The organism is Pseudanabaena sp. PCC 9330 (assembly GCF_055795045.1).
Genome location: NZ_JAYFES010000107.1, coordinates 148798 through 168095, shown reverse-complemented (window position 1 = coordinate 168095; position 19298 = coordinate 148798). Strand labels below are relative to the sequence as shown.

Genomic DNA, 19298 nt, shown 5'->3' with positions numbered 1-19298 from the left:
GCTTCAGGGATAGGGCGCTGGCGGTTTTGGGGATGCGTTTTCTGGTAGTCTAGCTCAAGTTTTTTGAATGTCCCGGGCGGCCCAGCCCAGATGTTGCAAAATGAAAACCTCTGGTAAAACTTCTGGGGGTTTTCGGCTGTTCTCTGCGGGGCCAGGGTGTCAAGACGCAAAAACCCTGTTGTAATGAAAGAAATGAGGGTTCATTGAATCCAACGCTATCACCGCTCTCCCTTGCAGTGGCTACAGAACAATCGGCGCTTTCGCCTAAAACCTGGCCCTTTAGCGTATCGCTACTGCCACAGCAAGCCTACCTGGTGGGGGGAAGTGTCAGAGATGCTCTGCTGCGCCGTCAGGCCGACTATTTAGATCTAGACTTTGTGCTGCCCGAGCGGGCGATCGCCACCGCCCAGTCCATTGCTCAGCACTACAGCGCTGGTTTTGTGGTGCTCGACCCCGAGCACCAGATCGCCCGGGTGGTGTTCCCTAACGCCACGGTAGACTTTGCCCAGCAGGTGGGGCCAACGATCTACTCCGACCTGCATCGGCGCGATTTTACGATCAATGCGATCGCCTACAGCCCCCACAGCGAGACCCTGCTCGACCCCCTCGATGGCTACGCCGACCTGCAGCGCAAAACTCTCTGCATGGTCGCCGCCGAAAACCTCGAAGATGACCCCCTGCGCCTGCTGCGGGCCTACCGCCAGGCGGCCCAGCTGGGCTTTAGCCTTGACCCTGCTACCCAGCAGATCATTCGCAGTCTGGCTCCGGCCCTGGGGCGCATGGCCGCCGAGCGGGTGCGCGGCGAGCTCGACTGCCTGCTCAGCCATCCCGAGGGGTCGGCCCTGTTAGCCCTCGCCTGGGAAGACGGCCTGCTGCAAGCCTGGCTGCCCGAGGTCGATCGCTCTCACCTAGAGCGGCTGGCCACCCTCGATCAGCTGGCGGCCCAGTACCACGAGCGCTGGCCCGAGTTTTCGCAGCTTTTGCATAGCTGGGTCAAAGAGCAGACCACCCCCGGCCTGCATCGCAGCTGGCTCAAGGCCACTAAACTCAGCCAGCTGCTCCCCGCTGACCTGGCCGCCGCCGAGGCAACCCTGGCCCGGCTCAAATACAGCCGGGCCGAGCAGCAGGCAGTGTTGAGCATTCTCAAAGGCTGGCAATATCTGCAACAGCACCAGGGCGCTACTTTGCTGCCTCGTGGTCAGCAGTACCAGCTGTTTAAAGTTGCCGGCGCTGGATTTGGAGGCGCTGCTCTGCTCAGCCTGGCCTACGGCCTGCCTGAGGAGGTGATACTGCCTCTGGTAGAGCGCTATCTCACGCCCCATGACCCCGTGGCCCATCCTCAACCTCTGATTACAGGCAAAGACCTGGTGCAAGGGCTTGCCCTTAAACCAGGTCCTCAGATTGGCGAGCTGCTGGAGGCTGTTCACTTAGCCCAGGCCGAGGGGCTGGTGGGCAGCCGCGAAGAGGCTCTGAACTGGATCAAGCAGCAGCTCTAGGGGTAGATTGCGGCTAGAGCCCGTAGGCTGGGTGCAGCAGAGCGGAACCCAACAGCGGTGAGTCTAGTTGGGTTCTGCTAACGCGCCACCCAGCCTACGAGATTAGGTTTCGCAGACTACTAGCTACCGGGGTTAGCTTCGGTAGCAGGCTGGAGAGCTTCTTCAAGAATCTCGGTGGCCTCTTCAGTGGTCACGTCAGCGGCAGGCTCTTCTTCAACCCCATCGACGGCGTCGGTGGATTCCTCAACTATGGTCTCGGGGGTAGTGTCTTCGGTGGTCACGTCAGGGGTGGCTTCCTCAGCAGCAGCTTCGGGGGTTGTCTCTTCGGTGGTTTCTTCAGTGGTGACTTCGGGAGTCCCTTCGTCGACGGTGGCCTCGGCTTCTACGGCGGTTTCTTCGGTCACCACGTCGGGGGTGGCTGCTTCTACGGCGGCTTCGGTTTCAGCCTCTAGCTCGGCGTCAGCAGCTTCGACCTCAACCATGGGGGCGGCGGCTTCGGTTTCGGCGGCAGCAGATTCGGAGACGGTCTCGACTTTGGTGATCTCGGCCTGGGCGGGTAGGCCAAAGGCCATACCAGCGAGGGTCAGGCTACCGGCAGCGAGGGCAAGCTTACGGTAAATGGTCATGATTTTTCTCCTGAAAGCGTCTTTAGAAATGGGGTGTTTTCCCATGGGTTGGGGTAGCACTACAGTCGTGTTACAAGAAACTACCGCCAACGTTTGGTGAACTTAGCACGATGCCTGGAATGGGGCCAAAGGTGTTAAGCAAGAAGTATGAAGTTTTGGTTAAGCAATAGGAATAACTTTGGTTAAGGCGCGTTTGGGGAACTTTTTGTCGAGCCAGAGCATCTAGGCGTGATCGCCTGCGAGGTTTTGAGCTAAGCAACTCTGAAAAAGGCTACATTACCGAAGGGTCTCTCCTCCCCCCACTCATTCGCGTTCTTCTTATCCATCCACTTACTAATATTTCATTTAGCCATGACCACTGCTGCCGCTGCTCCTTCTCAATACGGCGATCGCGCCATTCACCAGGCCACTACAGATCCGCTGGAGAAGTGGCCAAATCCGTCGGAGAATGTCTACACCATTCACTTGGAGCACCCGGAGTTTACGGCGCTGTGCCCGCGATCGGGCTACCCCGACTTTGGCACCATTGTGGTGGACTATTGCCCAGGGCCGTGGGTGGTGGAGCTGAAGGCGTTTAAGCTCTATGTCAATAGTTTTCGCGACCAGCGGGTGAGCCATGAGATGGTGGCCAATGCGATCGCCGATCGCCTGTGGCACGAGCTTCAACCCCAGGGGTTGCGAGTGATTGGTGACTATACCCGGCGAGGTGGAGTGAAGACGGTAATTACGGTGAAGAAGGGCGATTGCGATGCTTTTGAGCCCTACAAAGCTAACATTCTTTAAGTTTTGAGGTTTCTGGCCAGTTTTCTCCTGGGGTGATCATTCAAGACAACGCGGCTGGTGCTAATCTGATAGCCCTATGGGGTCGTGAGTAGCACTGCCCCATAGGGCTGTGGCTACCCCATGGGGGTGTTATGGCGTGAGATTTGTAGCAAGGGCCTAGGCTATGCGCTATTTCACTAATTAAGCGGCTTTAATTTTTGTAGGATGCGCTATTGCGCCAGGGTAACGCACTAACCTGAGCCCGATAGTGTGTTGAGCGTTGACCTAGGTCGCTCTTTGAGCATCGCTACAACACACCCTACAAACCGTTTTTTATCTATGACCACTGACTGATTAATCTAAGGGGTAGTTACCATGAGTGCGTCTTTACTCTCCATTCAAAAGCTCAATCATGACAGCAGCTTCCCCGCTTATATGGTGGTCAGCACTGCCCCTTACAATGTCGAAGACGCCGCCCTCGAAATTCTAGACCCCGCCACCCAAAAAATTCCTAGAGAGCCTAATTTCTACATTAAAGAAATTACAGATCATCTCAAACAGCACCCTGCGAATGCCGAAGTTCTGATTGTCATCCACGGCTATAACACCAGTCTTTCGGGCGTTAGAGACTGGTTTGAAGACATTCGTCAGCATCTCGAAAAAAACTTCAAAAGTTTGCCCGCCGGATTTGTATTAATTGGCTATCGCTGGCCCTCAGAACAGATTATTTCTAGCGATCGCGCTGATACCGATCTACCCAGGCACCCGTTGGAAGCGCTCAAAGCCAAATGGAAAGCCAGTAAAATCGTACTGCCCGTCATCTTGGGCAAAGCCTGGAAAGTGGGTAACTGGGGCATCTGGGCCGGGGTTTTGGCGGCAGTGATTGGCATTGTGACTATCTTTTTAGATCTGCCAGGGGCGGCGATCGCCTTGATCCTTGGTTCTGCCACTTTAATTCTGGCCTTAATTGCCACCGCCCCTATTTTTACGGTACTCGTGCTGCGCCTGGTCGGCTATTTTCGAGACAACTACCGCGCCAACTACTATGGTGTGCCAGACCTGGTTGAGCTCCTACGACAAATCGATGCTGGCGTCATTGCAGACCGACCTGATACCCAGGGCGATTCCCCCAGAGCGACCTACAACCACCGCCGGATTAAGCTGTCTTTCATTGGTCACAGCATGGGGGGGTTTGTGGTTACCAACGCCGTACGCATTCTCTCCGACGTGTTTGATGGCGACTCCATTGGGACCCTAGACGCAGCTAACCCCAACAAAGACCCGTCCGGTAAAATTGGCAACGTGTTTTGCCTGGGTCGGCTGGTGTTGGTCTCGCCCGATATTCCGGCAGAGACCATTATTTCTGGCCGGGCCAATTTTCTCAAATCGTCACTGCGGCGCTTTGAAGAGGCCTACCTCTTTAGCAACGAAGGGGACATGGCTTTGCGCCTAGCTTCCACCGCTGCCAACTACTTTAGCTTTCCCACCCGAACCCAAGATGGTGGCTATCGCCTAGGCAACGTTATCGTCAGAAGTTCCCCCCCCGAAAAGGGCAAAGACGACCGAGAAATCTTTGACGACTACGGCATTATTGCCCGGTTGCCCAACGGACTCCTGGTCAAGGTGCAAGGTGGTGGGAGCAGCAAGGCAGAAGGTGCCTTTGGTTCACTATTGGGGGCTCGCCTGGCCATTGTCAAAGATGGGCAACCGGCCAATCTCCAGGGTCAGCCCCTCATTGGCCTAGACGATAGAGAACTTGTTTGGCCCCAGGAGGGCGATCTGGACAGCCTGTTAGAAGGTCAAATTGTCCGCTTGCCCGAGGGCCAAATTGTCAGCCTCCAGGCTAAAGTGTACAACCAGCAACTGAGCTGGTCGATGGTCGAGGTGCAGGACAATAACCTGGCCCGAATTCAACATCGGGCTGACCAAGATGACCTATTTATTCTCAAAAACGGCCAGTTTATCAAGCTAGAGTATCGGCGTGTTGGCAGAATTCAAAATGATCAAGTTGAGGTTTTGAAGCACGGGCAAGTTATTCAAGATCTATCTGGCAAGGTGTTTAGGGTAGAAGCGGGGCAGCTCTACGAGCTTAAAAATGGCCTGCCCTCAGAGGTGCATGAGCCTCTGCAACTGGTGCGAGACAATGACCTAGTCAGATACCAGGGAGGAGAGTTTGTCCGACTTCAGCCGATGAAAGATGGCAATCAGCTTGAAAACCCTGAAATACAGCAGATTGAAGACAGAATAGCGCTTCTGTGGCGGTTCCCCCTAGACTATCTCTACATTCGGGAGAAAACGGCGCTCTCTCGACGCCAAGGCAGTGTTGCCCTCGCCCCCAACGAAACCCCCATGGGCGAACTTTTCAGTTTCTTTGACTGCACCGACTACATTGAACCGGGGCCAACCAACCAACCGGTGGGGCTGCTCAGCCACGCCACCCAGAAAAAAGCGCTGGGGTTTCGGGACTACGTTTTTCTCACCAAAGACTACTTCTCGGGCAAGATCGACACCCACGGCGGCTACTTCTACACCGATCGCTCAGAGCGCCCCACCCGACCCGATGCCACTTTTTCTAGACTGACCATCTACGGCATAGCAGCGCTGGGGTTTGAGGGGTTTTTAGGGGAGCTCAGCCAGCAAGAACTGTTTGAGTCATACCAAGAGTTTTATACCCAGGCTCTAGAGGCCCTAGCGACCCACTGCCCCAGCCTGACAGAGCCCCAGCGCAAGCGCATCGCCGCCACCCAGGTGCTCTCAAGTATCTGTCAACAAAAGCAGATTCAGGTGCTGCTGTCGGAGAACTGCTATGTGCAAAGCATCTTGGGCATCGAAGAAAAGCCCTCGACTTAGGACAGCGGTGATATCAAGTCCAAGAGTAGAGGTCTCTAACGGGCCAACCTCCACTCTTGAACTCAGATGAGCTCTATCATAGGTTTAGTCACATCTCGTAACATTGTCTGTCATGGTCGCTGAACTGGTTCCCCTATCGCTGGCGTCAATTAAGAAGCACCTATGGATTTGGCGGGGCCATGAGATTGCCTACACCGTTACTGGTGAGGGCAGTCCCATCGTGCTGATCCACGGCTTTGGCGCTTCCCTGGGCCACTGGTGCAAAAATATTCCAACCCTAGCGGCGGCAGGGCACCGGGTCTATGCGATCGACCTGCTGGGCTTTGGCGATTCAGATCAGCCCGAGCTGTCCTATAGCCTCGACCTCTGGCAAGATCTACTGGCCGACTTCTGGGCCGAGTTTATCCACACCCCCGCTGTCTACGTGGGCAACTCCATCGGTGGCCTGCTAACGCTAATGATGCTGGCCAACCACCCTGACAAAGCCAGGGCTGGGGCCGTACTCAACTGCGCCGGGGGCCTCAACCACCGTCCCGAAGAACTGTATCCGCCGCTGACCTGGATAATGGGAGCCTTTACCTGGCTCGTCAGCTCTCCCAGGGTGGGGCCGCTAGTATTTAACCAGGTGCGCCGCAAAGGCCGTATCCGCAGCTCGCTCAAGCAGGTTTACCGCGACCCCGCCGCTGTCACCGACGAGCTGATCGAAATGATCTATACTCCGGCCTGCAAGCCCACGGCGCAGAAAGTATTTGCCGCTATTGTCACCGCGCCGCCGGGGCCAAAGCCCGACGACCTGCTGCCCCATATCTCTCAGCCCCTGCTGGTGCTCTGGGGCGAAAACGACCCCTGGACGCCAATCAAAGGAGCCGAGATTTACCGCAAGCTGGCTACCGAGGCGGCCCGTCCTGGCCAGGTCACCTTCCACAGCATTGCCAACACCGGCCACTGCCCCCACGACGAGCGCCCCGAAGTCGTCAACCCGTTGCTGACAGACTGGTTGGCTACTCTGCCCAAAGACTAGCCCGAGGCTAGAGCGGCCGCTAAATTAGCTCTTTAGAGGTTATCAACCTGTGGCATGGCGGTTTCTGCCACCTGCTTGAGTCGGCGCAGCTGCGCTGCCATGTCGCGCTCTGTCCAACTGGCAGCGAACCAGTCAAATCCAGCTTTCACCATTGGGTTAGGAATCTCAAACTCAAATTGGTTGATCAGGCGGGTGCCAGCGGGGTCGGGGCAACATTCCCAGCGGTCTTGCCCTTTAAAGAACCCCTCAAAGGCCCAGACGATGAGGCCTTGCTCTCGTTCGACTACGGTGCTGATTAGAGTGGGCTGCCACAGGGGCAGCTGAATGAAGAATCGGCTTTTGCCGCCTAAGTCAGTGTTCCAATCGCCGATGGGTTCGCAGCGTAGAACTGGGTTGAGCCAGCGGTGCATGAGATCTTGGCGAGTAAGACAACGCTCTACGTCGGTAGCGCTGGCGTTGATCACAATGCTGTGTTTGATGACCTGGCGGGTAGACATCCTGGCAGTCTCCTGGGAGAATCGACCCGTGTATAGGTGTCATTTATCTATTCCTATCCTACCGAATTTGGGCCATGCCAAATTTGGGCAGTCTCGCTTTTAGGTCAATAGTTCAGGCTTTTTTGCTGGCCTGCCTAGGGTGGTTTAGCTAGGCTTATCCAAGCCCTATAGTCGAGATTGCTACCGCCGTCCCTATGCACGGTGCTGTCAACGGCTAAGATCATGATTGATATTTTCTATTTGCCAAGGCTAATCGCTCAGGTGCCCAGGGTCGACGCTCCGCCGGCCAACTCAGTGACTGGCCCGAGTCGCTTTGCCCAAGAGGCCTCGGGCCAGCTAGGGCAGTTTATACCCAGCCTGATCTGGGCGATCGCGCTGCTGCTGCTGGGCTGGATTGTCGCTACGGTGGTGGCCCTAGGGGTGCGCAATCTGCTGCGCCAGGTCAACTTAGACAACCGCATTGCCAACTGGTCTGGGGGCCAGCAGTCTGAGCAGGTGATTCCGGTTGAGAAGTGGGTGTCGGCCCTGGTGTATTGGGTCATCTTTCTCTTTGCCATTGTGGCGTCGCTCAATGCCCTTAACCTGGCCGGGGTGTCGGCGCCGCTAAACAATTTTTTAGACCAGATCTTTCTCTACCTCCCCCGGATTGGTGGGGCGCTGCTGCTGCTGGGGCTGGCCTGGCTGGCAGCTACTCTGGTGCGATCGCTAGTCATCAACGGTCTGGGGCGATTTAACCTCGATGAGCGCCTCAGTCAGCAGACGGGGCTAGATCAGAGCAGCACCCCGGTGGTGCTCAACGAGACCATCGGCAATGTGCTGTACTGGTTCATTCTGCTGCTGTTTATTCCGCTCATTTTGAGTGCCCTGCAGTTGCCAGGGCTGCTGGCCCCGGTCGAAGAGTTAATCAACTCCTTTCTCCAGGCTATTCCTCGCATTGTGACGGCGGGTATTGTGCTGGCCATTGGTTGGGTGATCGCCCGCATTGTGCGGGGAGTCGTGACCAATCTGCTGCTGGCCGCTGGTACCGATCGCCTGGGCAGCCGCCTGGGCTTGGGCTCTACTGGGCCTGGTGTCACTCCGGGCGGGTTTTCTCTGTCGAGCTTAGCCGGTACTGTGGCCTACGTGCTGGTGCTGATACCGGCGGTGGTAGCGGCGCTCAATGAGCTCAATATAGACGCCATTTCGGCCCCCGCTATCCTAATGCTAGAGCGGGTATTGACGGCCATTCCCCAGGTGATTATGGCTGGGGTCGTGATCGCGGCAGCCTACGCAGTGGGGCGCTTTGTGGCTGATCTCGTCACCAGCCTGCTGCGGGGGGCTGGGTTTGACAACATCATGGGCATTTTAGGATTGCCTGACCTCAACCTGGGTGCCGCCACCTCGGCAACCTCAGGGCTCGATGCCGAGGGGCGGCCCATGGCTTTGGTGCAGGCACCGAGCCGCACTCCTTCAGAGCTGGTGGGCATTGTCACCCTGGTGGCGATCGTGCTGTTTGGGGCGGTGACCGCCACCGAAATCCTTAACTTCCCAGGTCTCACCGACATTGTGCGGGCTATTTTGCGGGTGGGGGCAAGGGTGCTGAGCGGGGTAGTCGTGTTTGCGGTGGGGCTCTACCTGGCCAACCTGGCCTTTCGCCTGATCACTGCCATGGGTACTGGCCAGGCTAAGGTGCTGGCCCAGGCGGCACGGATTGCGATCTTGATCTTTGTGGGGGCCATGGCCCTGCAGCAGATGGGGGTAGCGCCTGATATTGTCAACTTGGCCTTTGGGCTGCTGCTGGGGGCGATCGCCGTCGCGATCGCGATCGCCTTTGGTCTGGGTGGGCGCGATGTGGCCGCCGACCAGCTGAGAGATTGGCTAGCCACCTTCAAGCAGCGCTAAGAGGGCACGTCTGTCGGCCCTGGAGTTTTAACTATCGGGGCCGGTGATGTCGCACCTGGTCGCACCTGGGGGAGTCGCGCTAGTATTGTTAACTCAGACTTAACAATAGGCCAAGCAGCAGTGCCCTACTGGGGCGATCGCGATCTACCACTGGAGACCCCATGGCAAGCAAAGACTGGGCTCAATATATAGACGCCACCAACGGCCTCTCCAAGCCCTGGCTGCTGATACAGTGGCAGCTCCAACAACTGCAAGATCAGCGGGCCACCCTCGCCCCCGAGACCTGCCCGACCAAACTGCACCAAGCCTTGATCAACCTAGGCCAATGGTGGCAGGGTCAGCTAGCCGCTGTGTTTAGCACCGAAAATCTGCCAGGGGAGATGAGCTAAATGGCTACTGTGGAGCGACGGAGTGGTGAAACATCGCTCGATCTCAGCGCCCCTCAGTACTACCTTAGCCGCGAGCTGAGCTGGCTAGAGTTTAATCGGCGGGTGCTGCACGAAGCCCTCGACGAGCGCACCCCTTTGCTGGAGGCGCTAAAGTTTTTGGCGATTTTTAGCGCCAACCTGGACGAATATTTCATGGTGCGAGTGGCGGCCCTAAAGCAGCAAATTGAAGCCCAGGTGACTCGCCTCTCTCCCGATGGTTGACCCCAGAAGAACACCTCAGCGCCATCAGCACGACTCTGCGCCCCATGGTCGAGCAGCAGCACCGGTCATTCACCGGTGATCTGCGGCAGCAGATGGCGCGGCGGGGAATACGCCTACTCGACTACGCGAGCCTGACCTCGGCTCAGCACACCCACTGCCGTGACTACTTTGAAGAGCAAGTCTTTCCGGTGCTCACTCCCCTGGCGGTAGACCCCGGGCACCCCTTTCCCTACATCTCTAATCTGAGCTTAAATCTGGCGGTGGTGGTGCAAGACCCCCAAACCGATCAAACCCACTTTGCCCGAGTCAAAGTGCCCCGGGTGCTGCCTCGGTTTATCACGTTGCCCATTGCGCCCAAGGATGCCCTGGGCGATCAACCCTGTCGCTGGCTGGGGGTGCCCCTAGAGCAGGTGATTGCCGCCAACCTGTCAGCCCTATTTCCCGGCATGGTGGTGCAGGAACATTACAGCTTTCGCATTACTCGCAACGCCGATCTTGCGGTCGAAGAAGACGAGGCCGACGACCTGATGCTGGCCATTGAGCAGGAGCTGCGCAAGCGACGGCGCGGCGGCTCAGCGGTGCGAATGGAAATTCAGCGCGATACCCCTGCCCCGGTGCGGGCCATGCTGATGGAAGAACTGGGGCTAGCCGACACCGATATCTACGACGTTGACGGGCTACTGGGCCTCAGCGACCTGATGACCTTCATGGCTTTGCCTCTGGCCGATCTTAAGGTGCCAAGCTGGACGCCCACCATTCCCCCTGCCCTCGAAAGCCTCAGCCCGCCGGAGGTAGACGACGACGACCTAGATTTAGAAGCTGCCGATGATCTGTTTTCTCTGCTGCGACGTCAGGAACAGCTACTGCACCACCCTTACCATTCCTTTACGGCTACGGTGCAGCGTTTCATCACCCAGGCGGCCCACGACCCCCAGGTGCTGGCGATCAAAATGACTCTGTACCGCACCTCCGGCGACTCTCCCATTGTGAATGCGCTGATCTCAGCGGCGGAGAACGGTAAGCAGGTGACTGTGCTAGTAGAGATCAAGGCCCGCTTTGACGAAGAAAACAACATTAACTGGGCCCGCAAGCTAGAGCAGTCAGGGGTGCACGTGGTTTACGGCCTGATGGGTCTAAAGACTCACACCAAGGTGGTGCTCGTGGTGCGGCGAGAGGGCGATCGCATTCGTCGCTACTACCACATTGGTACCGGCAACTACAATCCCAAAACAGCCCGCGTCTACACTGATCTGGGTCTGCTCAGCGCCAGGGAAGACGTGGGTGCCGATATCTCAGACCTGTTTAACTACCTGACTGGCTACTCGCGCCAGCAGGTTTATCGCCAGATTTTAGTGGCCCCCCTCACCCTGCGCCAGCGTCTGACCAGCTTGATCAATCAGGAGATGGCTTTTCAGAAAAAAGGCAAGGGCGGGCGCATTATCGCCAAAATGAACTCTCTGGTTGACCCTGACCTGATCACCACCCTTTACCAGGCCTCCCAGGCAGGGGTAGAGATCGACCTGATTGTGCGGGGGATCTGCTGCCTACGGCCGGGGCTGGCTGGCATTAGCGACAACATTCGAGTCATCAGCATTGTGGGGCGTTTTCTAGAACACTCCCGCATCCTGTATTTTCAGCACGGTGGACAGGAGGTATTTTTGCTGGGTAGCGCCGACTGGATGCCGCGCAATCTCGATCGCCGGGTCGAGGTGATGGTGCCCATTGTCGATGTCCACAGCCGCAACGAGATCAAGACCATTCTCGATCTGTGTCTGCAAGATAATCGCCAGGCTTGGGATATGGCCGCCGACGGCAGCTACCGCCAGCGCCGCCCCCGACCGGGTGAACCCAACAGCAGCGCCCAAGAACTGCTGATGGAGCGGGCTAGACAGAGGCCTTAGGACACGAACTCAAAACTAAAGCTATGTAGCTGCTATGCAGTCCAGGCGGTAGACTGGGGCAGAGTCACTTGGTGAAGCTACTGGCACTGCATCTGGCGGGCATAGCCCTGGCGCTGTGGCCTGTAGCATGAGCAGCACACGCGGGGCTAGATCACCCTATTCAGCTACCGTTACCCCATGGATTTTGAAACCGCTCGCGAATTTGTAGTCCGCCAGACCCTGGGCACCAGCGAAGACCTACCCGATACCTTTATTGCCTGCCTGCGCCAGGGCAAACCGCCCATCCCTGGCCAGGTGACCTCCCTGCTGCTGGCCCTCAAAGTGCTGTTTGAAGGGCTCAAGAACGAACCCACCCTCGATCGCACCCTGACCAAAGCCCTGTTCATTCTCGCCTACGAAAGCCGCCAGCTCTATTCTCAGGGGCAGAAGGCTGGGGTTATCTGGCCGCCCATGCTCGATGAGGACTTGGGACGCATTGGCAAAGCAGCGCAGTCGATTGTGTTTGGCGAGTGGATGGGGTAGGTTCGGCAAACCACACCTCCCAGAGAATTGCAGCGAGAACTTGTGGGCAGCTAAATTAGCACTCAGGATGCAAGAGTGCTAACGCGTCCTGTCTACGCAGATGTTTACTACCCTTTTTGGAGGTAAGTTATGGCCGCAGTCACCCTGAGTGTGTCTACTGTAAAGCCTCTGGGCGATCGCATTTTGGTTAAAGTCAGCGCCGCCGAAGAAAAAACCGCTGGCGGCATCTTGCTGCCCGACACTGCTAAGGAAAAGCCCCAGGTGGGCGAAGTGGTGCAGGTTGGCCCCGGCAAGCGCGACGACAACGGTTCATTCCAGCCCGTAGAAGTCAAGGTCGGCGACAAGGTGCTGTATTCCAAGTACGCCGGTACCGACATCAAGCTGGGCACCGACGACTACGTGCTGCTGCGCGAGTCCGACATCCTCGCCGCCCTCGCTTAGGCCGATTTTGGATTTTAAACTGGTGATTTTGGATTGGTTCTCCAACATCCCCTCCTAGGAGGGGTAGGGGTGGGTTAGATCCACGCGATCGCCCCTCACCCCGTAGGGTGCATCCGCGAAGCGATGCACCGAGTCTTCAACACGCAGTTAGTTCAACAATTCTTGCTGGGAGGATTTTTTGACCTATGGCTAAAACCATCACCTACAACGAAGATGCCCGTCGCGCCCTAGAGCGCGGCTTTGACATGCTGGCCGAAGCCGTCGCCGTCACCCTCGGCCCCAAGGGTCGCAACGTGGTGCTGGAGAAAAAGTACGGCGCGCCCCAGATCGTCAACGACGGCATCACCATTGCTAAAGAAATTGAGCTAGAAGATCATATTGAAAATACCGCCGTCTCGCTGCTGCGCCAGGCCGCCAGCAAGACCAACGACGCCGCAGGCGACGGCACCACCACCGCCACCGTTCTCGGCCACGCCATAGTCAAAGAGGGCCTGCGCAACGTCGCCGCCGGGGCCAACGCCATCTCCCTGAAGCGCGGCATCGACAAGGCCACCGCCTTTCTGGTGGAGAAAATTGCCGAGCACGCCCGCCCCGTGGAAGACTCCAAGTCGATCGCCCAGGTGGGGGCCATCTCCGCTGGCAACGACGACGAAGTCGGCCAAATGATCGCCGACGCCATGGATAAAGTGGGCCGCGAGGGCGTGATTTCCCTGGAAGAGGGCAAGTCCATGACCACCGAACTGGAGGTCACTGAAGGCATGCGCTTCGACAAGGGCTACCTGTCGCCCTACTTCGTCACCGACACCGAGCGCATGGAAGCGGTGCTGGACGAGCCCTACATTCTAATCACCGACAAGAAGATCACCCTGGTGCAGGATCTGGTGCCCGTGCTCGAGCAGGTGGCTCGCTCCGGCAAGCCCCTGATGATCATTGCCGAAGACATTGAGAAAGAGGCTCTGGCCACCCTGGTGGTGAACCGCATGCGCGGCGTGCTCAACGTGGCCGCTGTCAAAGCGCCTGGGTTTGGCGATCGCCGCAAGGCCATGCTCGAAGACATCGCCGTGCTCACCGGTGGCCAGGTAATCTCTGAAGACACCGGCCTCAAGCTCGACAACGTCAAGGTAGACATGCTGGGCAGCGCCCGCCGCATCACCATCACCAAAGACACCACCACCGTCGTCGCCGAGGGCAACGAGCAGCAGGTCAAGGCCCGCTGTGAGCAGATCCGTCGCCAGATCGAAGAAACCGAGTCCACCTACGACAAAGAGAAGCTCCAGGAGCGCCTGGCCAAGCTCTCCGGCGGGGTGGCCGTGATCAAAGTCGGGGCCGCCACCGAGACCGAGATGAAAGACCGCAAGCTGCGCCTCGAAGACGCCATCAACGCCACCAAGGCCGCAGTGGAAGAGGGCATCGTCCCCGGCGGTGGCACCACCCTGGCCCACCTGGCCCCGCAGCTGGCCGACTGGGCCAATGCCAACCTCAGCGGCGAAGAGCTGCTGGGTGCCCAGATCGTCACCCGCGCCCTGACCGCGCCCCTCAGCCGCATCGCTGAGAACGCGGGCTTCAACGGCGCTGTGATCGTTGAGCAGGTGAAGGAGAAGGACTTCAACGTGGGCTACAACGCCGCCACCAACGAGTTCGTGGACATGTTCGAGGCAGGCGTTGTGGACCCGGCCAAGGTGACCCGCTCCGCCCTGCAAAACGCCGCCTCCATCGCCTCCATGGTGCTGACCACCGAGTGCATTGTGGTCGATAAGCCCGAGCCCAAGGCCCCGGCGGCGGGCGCTGGCGCTGGCATGGGCGGCGACTTCGACTACTAATACCGAATCCTATCCTTATACCCCCGATTGGTAGGGGCATTGCACTGCAATGCCCCTACGAGATCTCGATTTCGAAGTGGGGAAGTGTGACTCGGATTTGATGTAACCTTGCAACGCAGCCTGTAAATAAGCCGCGTTAAGGCAAGCAAAAGGCAGCCCCAGCAAATTCAATTGACTGGGGCTATTTTTTATGGTGAAAAACTACATTTGCCTAACCTAGCTGAGACCCAAGAGCGACGGTAATCGCAAGCTGATTTGCATCTACGAGCTACAGAGTGGAACCATCAGCTTTGCTTATTCCCTCCTTAGATGGATGGCAATATAGCCTTACTATATTGGCCTAAAACGTAGGAATCGCATTCTTCCATGGGAAATTCCTGTGATATTTTTAACCAAATGCATGGATTGATTACTGATGTAAAAATTGTTTTTAGTGTTAGTCAGGTAACTGTTTTGTGATACTCAAGGACAACTTGAAAAAGAAGGTATTTTTCTGGAACACTTTGCCGATTTGAGAGTCTTGGTCAGTTAGCCATCAAGTCTAAAATCTGATCCCCGTCAAGGTTTTGAAAGAACTTTGACTTAGCTTTGCTGTGGTGATGTGAGGTTGGTGGCTTTTGTGATGCTCGATAAAGGGTTCAGAATCAATGACCATGTCACAAGCTGCTTCTATACCGATGAACCAGACGTCACCGGTAAAAACCACAGGCGATGCCGCAGCGACGAAGGAAACCATTGGGTTGTCCAAATCTATTCTCAGTGTTGATTTGGGGCGAACCTCTACAAAGACTTCCGTCAGCCGCGATCCTGATAGCGTCGTCTTCATTCCGGCGAACGTCAAGCATTTGTCGATGGAGCAGGTGCAGGGCGGCGCGTTTGAAGCCCGAGCAACGGATCCGTTGTCTGATATTTGGATGGTTTACCAGGGCAGTGGCTATGCCATGGGGCAGCTGGCAGAAGATTTTGGGGCGAACCTGGGGGTTGGCCAATCTAAGGTCAACGACGCCCTGGTCAAGGTCTTAGCCTGTGTCGGCTACTTTCAGTTAAAAGATGAGATTTCGGTGGTTTTGGGTTTGCCCTACCATTCCCAAGATCAGTTTGAGCGCGAGAAGGAGCAGCTGATGAGCCTGCTGCTGGGGCCGCACGTGATGAGCTATCGCGGCGAACCGCTCACCATTCACATCAACAAGGTTTGGGTGATGCCTGAAGGGTACGGCAGCATTCTCTGGAATGAGGTTCAGGAAAACAAAAACCCTGACGTTGACTTTACCCAGTTACCGGTTGCGATCGTAGATATTGGGCATCAAACCACCGACTGCATCATGGTCGACAACTTCAGATTTGCCCGGGGGGTGTCTAGAAGCGAAGCCTTTGCCATGAGCCAGTTTTATGAACAGGTGGCGGCTCACATTGAGGGGGCCGATAGCCAGTCTCTAGCGCTCATCGCTGCTGTAAATCAGCCTCAAGGTCAGCGGTTCTACCGTCCTCGGGGAGCCAACAAACCCACTAACTTAGACGACATTTTGCCCAACCTCAAAGAGAATTTTTCGAGGGAGATGTGTAACCGGCTATTGGCTTGGCTGCCAGAGCGCGTTACTGATGTCATTCTCACAGGCGGCGGCGGCGAGTTTTTTTGGGAAGATTTTCAGCGCTTGCTGAGAGAGGCCAAGATCAATGCCCACCTGGCTACGCCCTGCCGCCAGGCAAATGCCCTAGGTCAGTATATTTATGGGGAGGCTCAGATAGCGTCGGCCCGAGCGGCTCGGGTGGCGGCTTAGTCTTCTCGATTTGGGCGTTAGCCATGCCAGATCGCTTCCCAATCGAAGGCTGATGTTATTTGCTTAAACCCCGGTTTTGGCTAGGCGACTTCTGCGATCGATTGGGAAGGGGTTTTGCCCAGTGGGTGGCACCCTGGTTTCATGGATAAAAATAATGATATTGAAATGGTTATTCCAGACTAAAAAGCCTGTTCTTTTTCGCCAAAATGAGCTTGATCAAAATCTGCTAGCCGCTGTCAACGCTGAGTTGGCTCAGCAACCGGGCTTGAGTTTTAGCAGCCTTTGCAAAGAAGCGCTGCACCAGCTTTTGCTGAGTAATCACGCTTACTCTAGTCAATCATCATCCTCATCTACAGACAAACGCATTGAAAACCTTGAGACCCAGTTGCTCAGTATGGAGCAGCGTTTTTTTGCCCAAGAGAAAAATCGCTTAGAACGATTAGAAGCTCAACTAGCGCAGTTGTCCCTCCAGGTGACTCACCTCACAGGATCCAGGTTTGACAGCGCGATGTCTGCTCAGCCAGCTTCAGACCAGGTGCCTTATGCCGAAGCCGCCGAAGCGATACCTGAAGATCCGGTTCTGGCGCGCCTGAGTGGGTTGATTGACGATTTTTAGCTAGAGCCTAGCTCAGCAGAGATTTGCTGCCCATGGCCGCGCAGTACGATCGCCAGCCGCCGTAGGCCGAAATCTCTCGCTGCCCCTCACACAGCACCGGCTCGCCCAGCACCCCCAGCACCGTTTCGTCTGGGCTGAGGGTAACTTTGCCAATGCTCAGCCCCGGCGGCTCTTGCAGCAGCACCTGCACTAAACCAGAGGCGGGCACCTGCCATACCTCTAGGGCTACGGCAACACCACCGCTGCTGACTCGCACCATGGCTGGGTGGATATCGTTGATCGACCACAGGCGGTAGTCGGGGGTGGTCGCGGCCTCGTAGAGAAATGTAGCCCCTACCTCCAGCAGGTTGGGGTTGAGTGCTAGTCCCCGCATGAGGGTACCGTTAACCGCCAGTTTTAGGCCCTCTGCCATGGTGCGTTCATTCCTTGGGTAGTTCACCGATCCACTGTAGCCTGGTTCGATTCACGGTTTATGTCTGGAAAGGGGGGTGCGATCGCGATAGCATAGACCCATGGCGTGAACTTTTGTAACACCTTGACCTCTGCCCTACAGCCCCTGACCGATCCGGCCATTCCCTGCGGGTGGTATGCCCTGCAACCTCGCTGGCAGGCCGGGCAGCCCACCGTGCAAAAAGGACTGCCCCACGACCAGCTAGCCCCCGCCTGGCAAATTTTGCTGCTGGGGGATGGCTCGCCGACGCGGCACTTGCAGCTGCTGACCCGCGATCGCACCGAGGTAGACGTGATCGACATGGCCCCGGTAGGGATGGATCTCGACGGTGCCCCCGATATCATTCGCGTGGTGCCCGGCCCCCGGTTGCGCCGTCAGGTGTGGCTGCGCACCGCCTCCGGCCAGCGCCTGGCCTACGCTACCTCCTGGTGGGAGGCCAGCCATGTGGATGAGTACCTGCAAAACAAATCGCTGCCCATCTGGGCCAGCCTGGCCCGCCTGCGCACCGAGCTTTACCGCGATATCCAGGGCCTCTACTACGGCGACTCGGCGGCGCTGGAGGAGGCCTTTGGCGAACCGGGGCCGTTCTGGGGTCGTCACTACCTGTTTTGGCACCGGGGCAAACCGCTGACGCTGATCTACGAAGTGTTTTCGCCCTACCTGACCCGCTACCTGGGGCCAATGCAGAGCGGCCCCAGAGGGTAGAGTTTTTGGATTTTATACGAAATCCGAGCCACATAACCCCGATTCCCCAAAGGCCAAACCGTAGGGGCAAACGGTTGTTTGCCCTGCTGAATCGGGGGTAGCCCAGGAGGATTTGGTTTTAGGTTTTGGATAGGCGATCGAGGTTGAGTCCAGAATTTTTTCGGGCAGACATTGGGATCTGCAATCCCACATCAGCCATCCAGCATCCTTTCGGGCAGGCGTATTGGCAGGGCAGACCCAAATATCTGCCCCTGCGAGTTCATCCCAAAAGCTAACATCATCCCGCCGGAATCGGTCAGACCCAATCTTCGCCATTCCTCGGCGAGGGCGGCAAGTAATTTGGCATGCCCGGCTCCATAAAGGCGTCGCGGCTGGTGCGGGCGGGCTCAACCCACACCTGGCAGCGCAGGGGGCCGTAGCGCTGGCGCAGCAGGGCGTCGATCTGCTCGCCAATGGCTTCTGCCGCCTCCACAAACTCGGGGTGCAGCACCAGGTGAATCTCGACCCACACCTGGCGGCCCACCATCCCCCGCGATCGAATGCGGGTGCAGCGGGTGACCCCTTCGACCTGGGTGGCAATGTGGGCAATGGCTTCGGGGGCGATCGCCGTCGGGCGCAGCAGCATCGGCAGTTGGTCGTTGAGCACCCGCCACAGACTGCGGGCCACCAGGGGCAACAGCGCTAGGGCAAAGACCGGATCGAGCCAGCGCTGCCCCTGCCAGATCGTCAGCAGTACCCCCAGCATGACAATGCTCAGCCAGGCATCGGTGAGAAAGTGGCGAGTATTGAGCTTGAGGGCCTGGCTGCTAAGGCTGCGAGCCTGATAGCTGGCATAGATACCCAGGGCCACATTGAGAATCACCATGGCGGCGGTGAACTTGAGCACCTGGGGGTCGATCACTACCGGAAATGGATTTTCTACACTGGTGAGCCCTTTGAACACTTGACCGAGGGCAATAAACAGCAGGCTCACGCCGGTAAAGCCCAAAAATGCGCACAACAACAGGGTACCTGCCACCTCAGCCCGCCCGTGGCCCCACACTTCGCGGCCCATCTGCCGCTGGGGCGAGGTCACCGCCACCAGGCTGAGCACCGTGCTAAAACCGTCTACCAGAGTGTGCAGCGACTCAGCCAGCAGTGTCAGCGACTGATTGGCCCAGCCGCCAATAGCCTCCACCGCCAGCAGCAGTAGGGTCGCCCACAGGGTCGTCAGCAGCAGGCGATAGCTAATGCGGCGTTGGTATTCGCCCTCGTTCATGGGCAGACGCACCGGGCTGAAGG

Annotated in this window: 16 protein-coding genes and 1 pseudogene; 13 read left to right on the top strand and 4 right to left on the bottom strand. The window is 57.3% G+C overall.

Going from position 1 to position 19298, the window contains the following annotated elements:
• Positions 1-236: 236 nt before the first annotated feature.
• On the top strand, positions 237-1496 hold the full coding sequence (locus AC0QKW_RS14585) for a CCA tRNA nucleotidyltransferase (RefSeq protein ID WP_473151803.1): 1260 nt from the start codon (positions 237-239) through the stop codon (positions 1494-1496).
• A 119-nt stretch (positions 1497-1615) separates the two neighbouring features.
• Here AC0QKW_RS14585 and AC0QKW_RS14580 read toward each other — a convergent pair whose 3' ends face one another.
• On the bottom strand, positions 1616-2122 hold the full coding sequence (locus AC0QKW_RS14580) for a hypothetical protein (RefSeq protein ID WP_473151802.1): 507 nt from the start codon (positions 2120-2122) through the stop codon (positions 1616-1618).
• A 351-nt stretch (positions 2123-2473) separates the two neighbouring features.
• Between AC0QKW_RS14580 and queF the strand changes: the two genes are divergently transcribed.
• The 3 genes from queF to AC0QKW_RS14565 all read left to right on the top strand — a co-directional run bounded on the left by queF (position 2474) and on the right by AC0QKW_RS14565 (position 6755).
• Positions 2474-2905: a preQ(1) synthase gene (queF, locus tag AC0QKW_RS14575; protein WP_473151801.1), complete on the top strand. Its 432-nt coding sequence runs from the start codon at positions 2474-2476 to the stop codon at positions 2903-2905.
• Between the two features lie 354 nt (positions 2906-3259).
• Complete coding sequence (locus AC0QKW_RS14570; RefSeq protein WP_473151800.1) at positions 3260-5734, top strand: hypothetical protein; 2475 nt, start codon at positions 3260-3262, stop codon at positions 5732-5734.
• 112 nt (positions 5735-5846) lie between these two features.
• A complete protein-coding gene (locus AC0QKW_RS14565) occupies positions 5847-6755 on the top strand; it encodes an alpha/beta fold hydrolase (RefSeq protein ID WP_473151799.1) in 909 nt (302 codons plus the stop codon).
• A gap of 32 nt (positions 6756-6787) precedes the next feature.
• Here the strand turns inward: AC0QKW_RS14565 and AC0QKW_RS14560 are convergent, their stop codons facing one another.
• Complete coding sequence (locus tag AC0QKW_RS14560; protein WP_473151798.1) at positions 6788-7252, bottom strand: SRPBCC family protein; 465 nt, start codon at positions 7250-7252, stop codon at positions 6788-6790.
• 222 nt (positions 7253-7474) lie between these two features.
• On the opposite strand from AC0QKW_RS14560, the gene AC0QKW_RS14555 reads away from it, so the two are divergent.
• From AC0QKW_RS14555 to fcmC, 8 genes and pseudogenes are all read left to right on the top strand, one after another.
• Positions 7475-9133 carry a mechanosensitive ion channel gene (locus tag AC0QKW_RS14555; RefSeq protein ID WP_473151797.1) on the top strand — a complete coding sequence of 553 codons (1659 nt, stop codon included), beginning with the start codon at positions 7475-7477 and terminating at the stop codon, positions 9131-9133.
• Between the two features lie 161 nt (positions 9134-9294).
• The gene (locus AC0QKW_RS14550; protein ID WP_473151796.1) at positions 9295-9522 is read left to right on the top strand and encodes a hypothetical protein; all 228 of its coding nucleotides are present in this window, start codon (positions 9295-9297) and stop codon (positions 9520-9522) included.
• A pseudogene (ppk1, locus tag AC0QKW_RS14545) lies at positions 9523-11684 on the top strand (polyphosphate kinase 1).
• A gap of 177 nt (positions 11685-11861) precedes the next feature.
• The gene (locus AC0QKW_RS14540) at positions 11862-12206 is read left to right on the top strand and encodes a Dethiobiotin synthetase (protein WP_473151795.1); all 345 of its coding nucleotides are present in this window, start codon (positions 11862-11864) and stop codon (positions 12204-12206) included.
• A 129-nt stretch (positions 12207-12335) separates the two neighbouring features.
• Positions 12336-12647, top strand: a complete 312-nt coding sequence (gene groES, locus AC0QKW_RS14535; protein ID WP_473151794.1) for a co-chaperone GroES — start codon at positions 12336-12338, stop codon at positions 12645-12647.
• Between the two features lie 185 nt (positions 12648-12832).
• Positions 12833-14467, top strand: coding sequence for a chaperonin GroEL (gene groL / locus AC0QKW_RS14530; RefSeq protein WP_473151793.1), 1635 nt, complete (start codon positions 12833-12835; stop codon positions 14465-14467).
• A gap of 647 nt (positions 14468-15114) precedes the next feature.
• Entirely contained in the window at positions 15115-16245 is a 1131-nt protein-coding gene (gene fcmB, locus AC0QKW_RS14525) for a filament morphology actin-like protein FcmB (RefSeq protein WP_473151792.1), read from the top strand.
• A 121-nt stretch (positions 16246-16366) separates the two neighbouring features.
• The gene (fcmC, locus tag AC0QKW_RS14520; RefSeq protein WP_473151791.1) at positions 16367-16861 is read left to right on the top strand and encodes a filament morphology membrane protein FcmC; all 495 of its coding nucleotides are present in this window, start codon (positions 16367-16369) and stop codon (positions 16859-16861) included.
• 7 nt (positions 16862-16868) lie between these two features.
• On the opposite strand, the gene AC0QKW_RS14515 is transcribed toward fcmC, so the two are convergent.
• Entirely contained in the window at positions 16869-17273 is a 405-nt protein-coding gene (locus AC0QKW_RS14515) for an allophanate hydrolase-related protein (RefSeq protein WP_473151790.1), read from the bottom strand.
• 123 nt (positions 17274-17396) lie between these two features.
• Between AC0QKW_RS14515 and AC0QKW_RS14510 the strand changes: the two genes are divergently transcribed.
• Positions 17397-18017 carry a chorismate lyase gene (locus tag AC0QKW_RS14510; RefSeq protein WP_473151789.1) on the top strand — a complete coding sequence of 207 codons (621 nt, stop codon included), beginning with the start codon at positions 17397-17399 and terminating at the stop codon, positions 18015-18017.
• Between the two features lie 295 nt (positions 18018-18312).
• Here AC0QKW_RS14510 and AC0QKW_RS14505 read toward each other — a convergent pair whose 3' ends face one another.
• On the bottom strand, positions 18313-19287 hold the full coding sequence (locus AC0QKW_RS14505) for a cation diffusion facilitator family transporter (RefSeq protein WP_473151788.1): 975 nt from the start codon (positions 19285-19287) through the stop codon (positions 18313-18315).
• Positions 19288-19298: the final 11 nt, after the last annotated feature.

Excerpts from the sequence above, each read along its gene's own strand:
- AC0QKW_RS14560 (WP_473151798.1), bottom strand. The coding sequence starts at position 7,252 with ATGTCTACCCGCCAGGTCATCAAACACAGCATTGTGATCAACGCCAGC.
- AC0QKW_RS14555 (WP_473151797.1), top strand. The coding sequence starts at position 7,475 with ATGATTGATATTTTCTATTTGCCAAGGCTAATCGCTCAGGTGCCCAGG.
- AC0QKW_RS14570 (WP_473151800.1), top strand. The coding sequence starts at position 3,260 with ATGAGTGCGTCTTTACTCTCCATTCAAAAGCTCAATCATGACAGCAGC.
- AC0QKW_RS14550 (WP_473151796.1), top strand. The coding sequence starts at position 9,295 with ATGGCAAGCAAAGACTGGGCTCAATATATAGACGCCACCAACGGCCTC.
- queF (WP_473151801.1), top strand. The coding sequence starts at position 2,474 with ATGACCACTGCTGCCGCTGCTCCTTCTCAATACGGCGATCGCGCCATT.
- AC0QKW_RS14580 (WP_473151802.1), bottom strand. The coding sequence starts at position 2,122 with ATGACCATTTACCGTAAGCTTGCCCTCGCTGCCGGTAGCCTGACCCTC.
- fcmB (WP_473151792.1), top strand. The coding sequence starts at position 15,115 with ATGACCATGTCACAAGCTGCTTCTATACCGATGAACCAGACGTCACCG.
- AC0QKW_RS14540 (WP_473151795.1), top strand. The coding sequence starts at position 11,862 with ATGGATTTTGAAACCGCTCGCGAATTTGTAGTCCGCCAGACCCTGGGC.
- AC0QKW_RS14565 (WP_473151799.1), top strand. The coding sequence starts at position 5,847 with ATGGTCGCTGAACTGGTTCCCCTATCGCTGGCGTCAATTAAGAAGCAC.
- AC0QKW_RS14515 (WP_473151790.1), bottom strand. The coding sequence starts at position 17,273 with ATGGCAGAGGGCCTAAAACTGGCGGTTAACGGTACCCTCATGCGGGGA.
- groES (WP_473151794.1), top strand. The coding sequence starts at position 12,336 with ATGGCCGCAGTCACCCTGAGTGTGTCTACTGTAAAGCCTCTGGGCGAT.
- groL (WP_473151793.1), top strand. The coding sequence starts at position 12,833 with ATGGCTAAAACCATCACCTACAACGAAGATGCCCGTCGCGCCCTAGAG.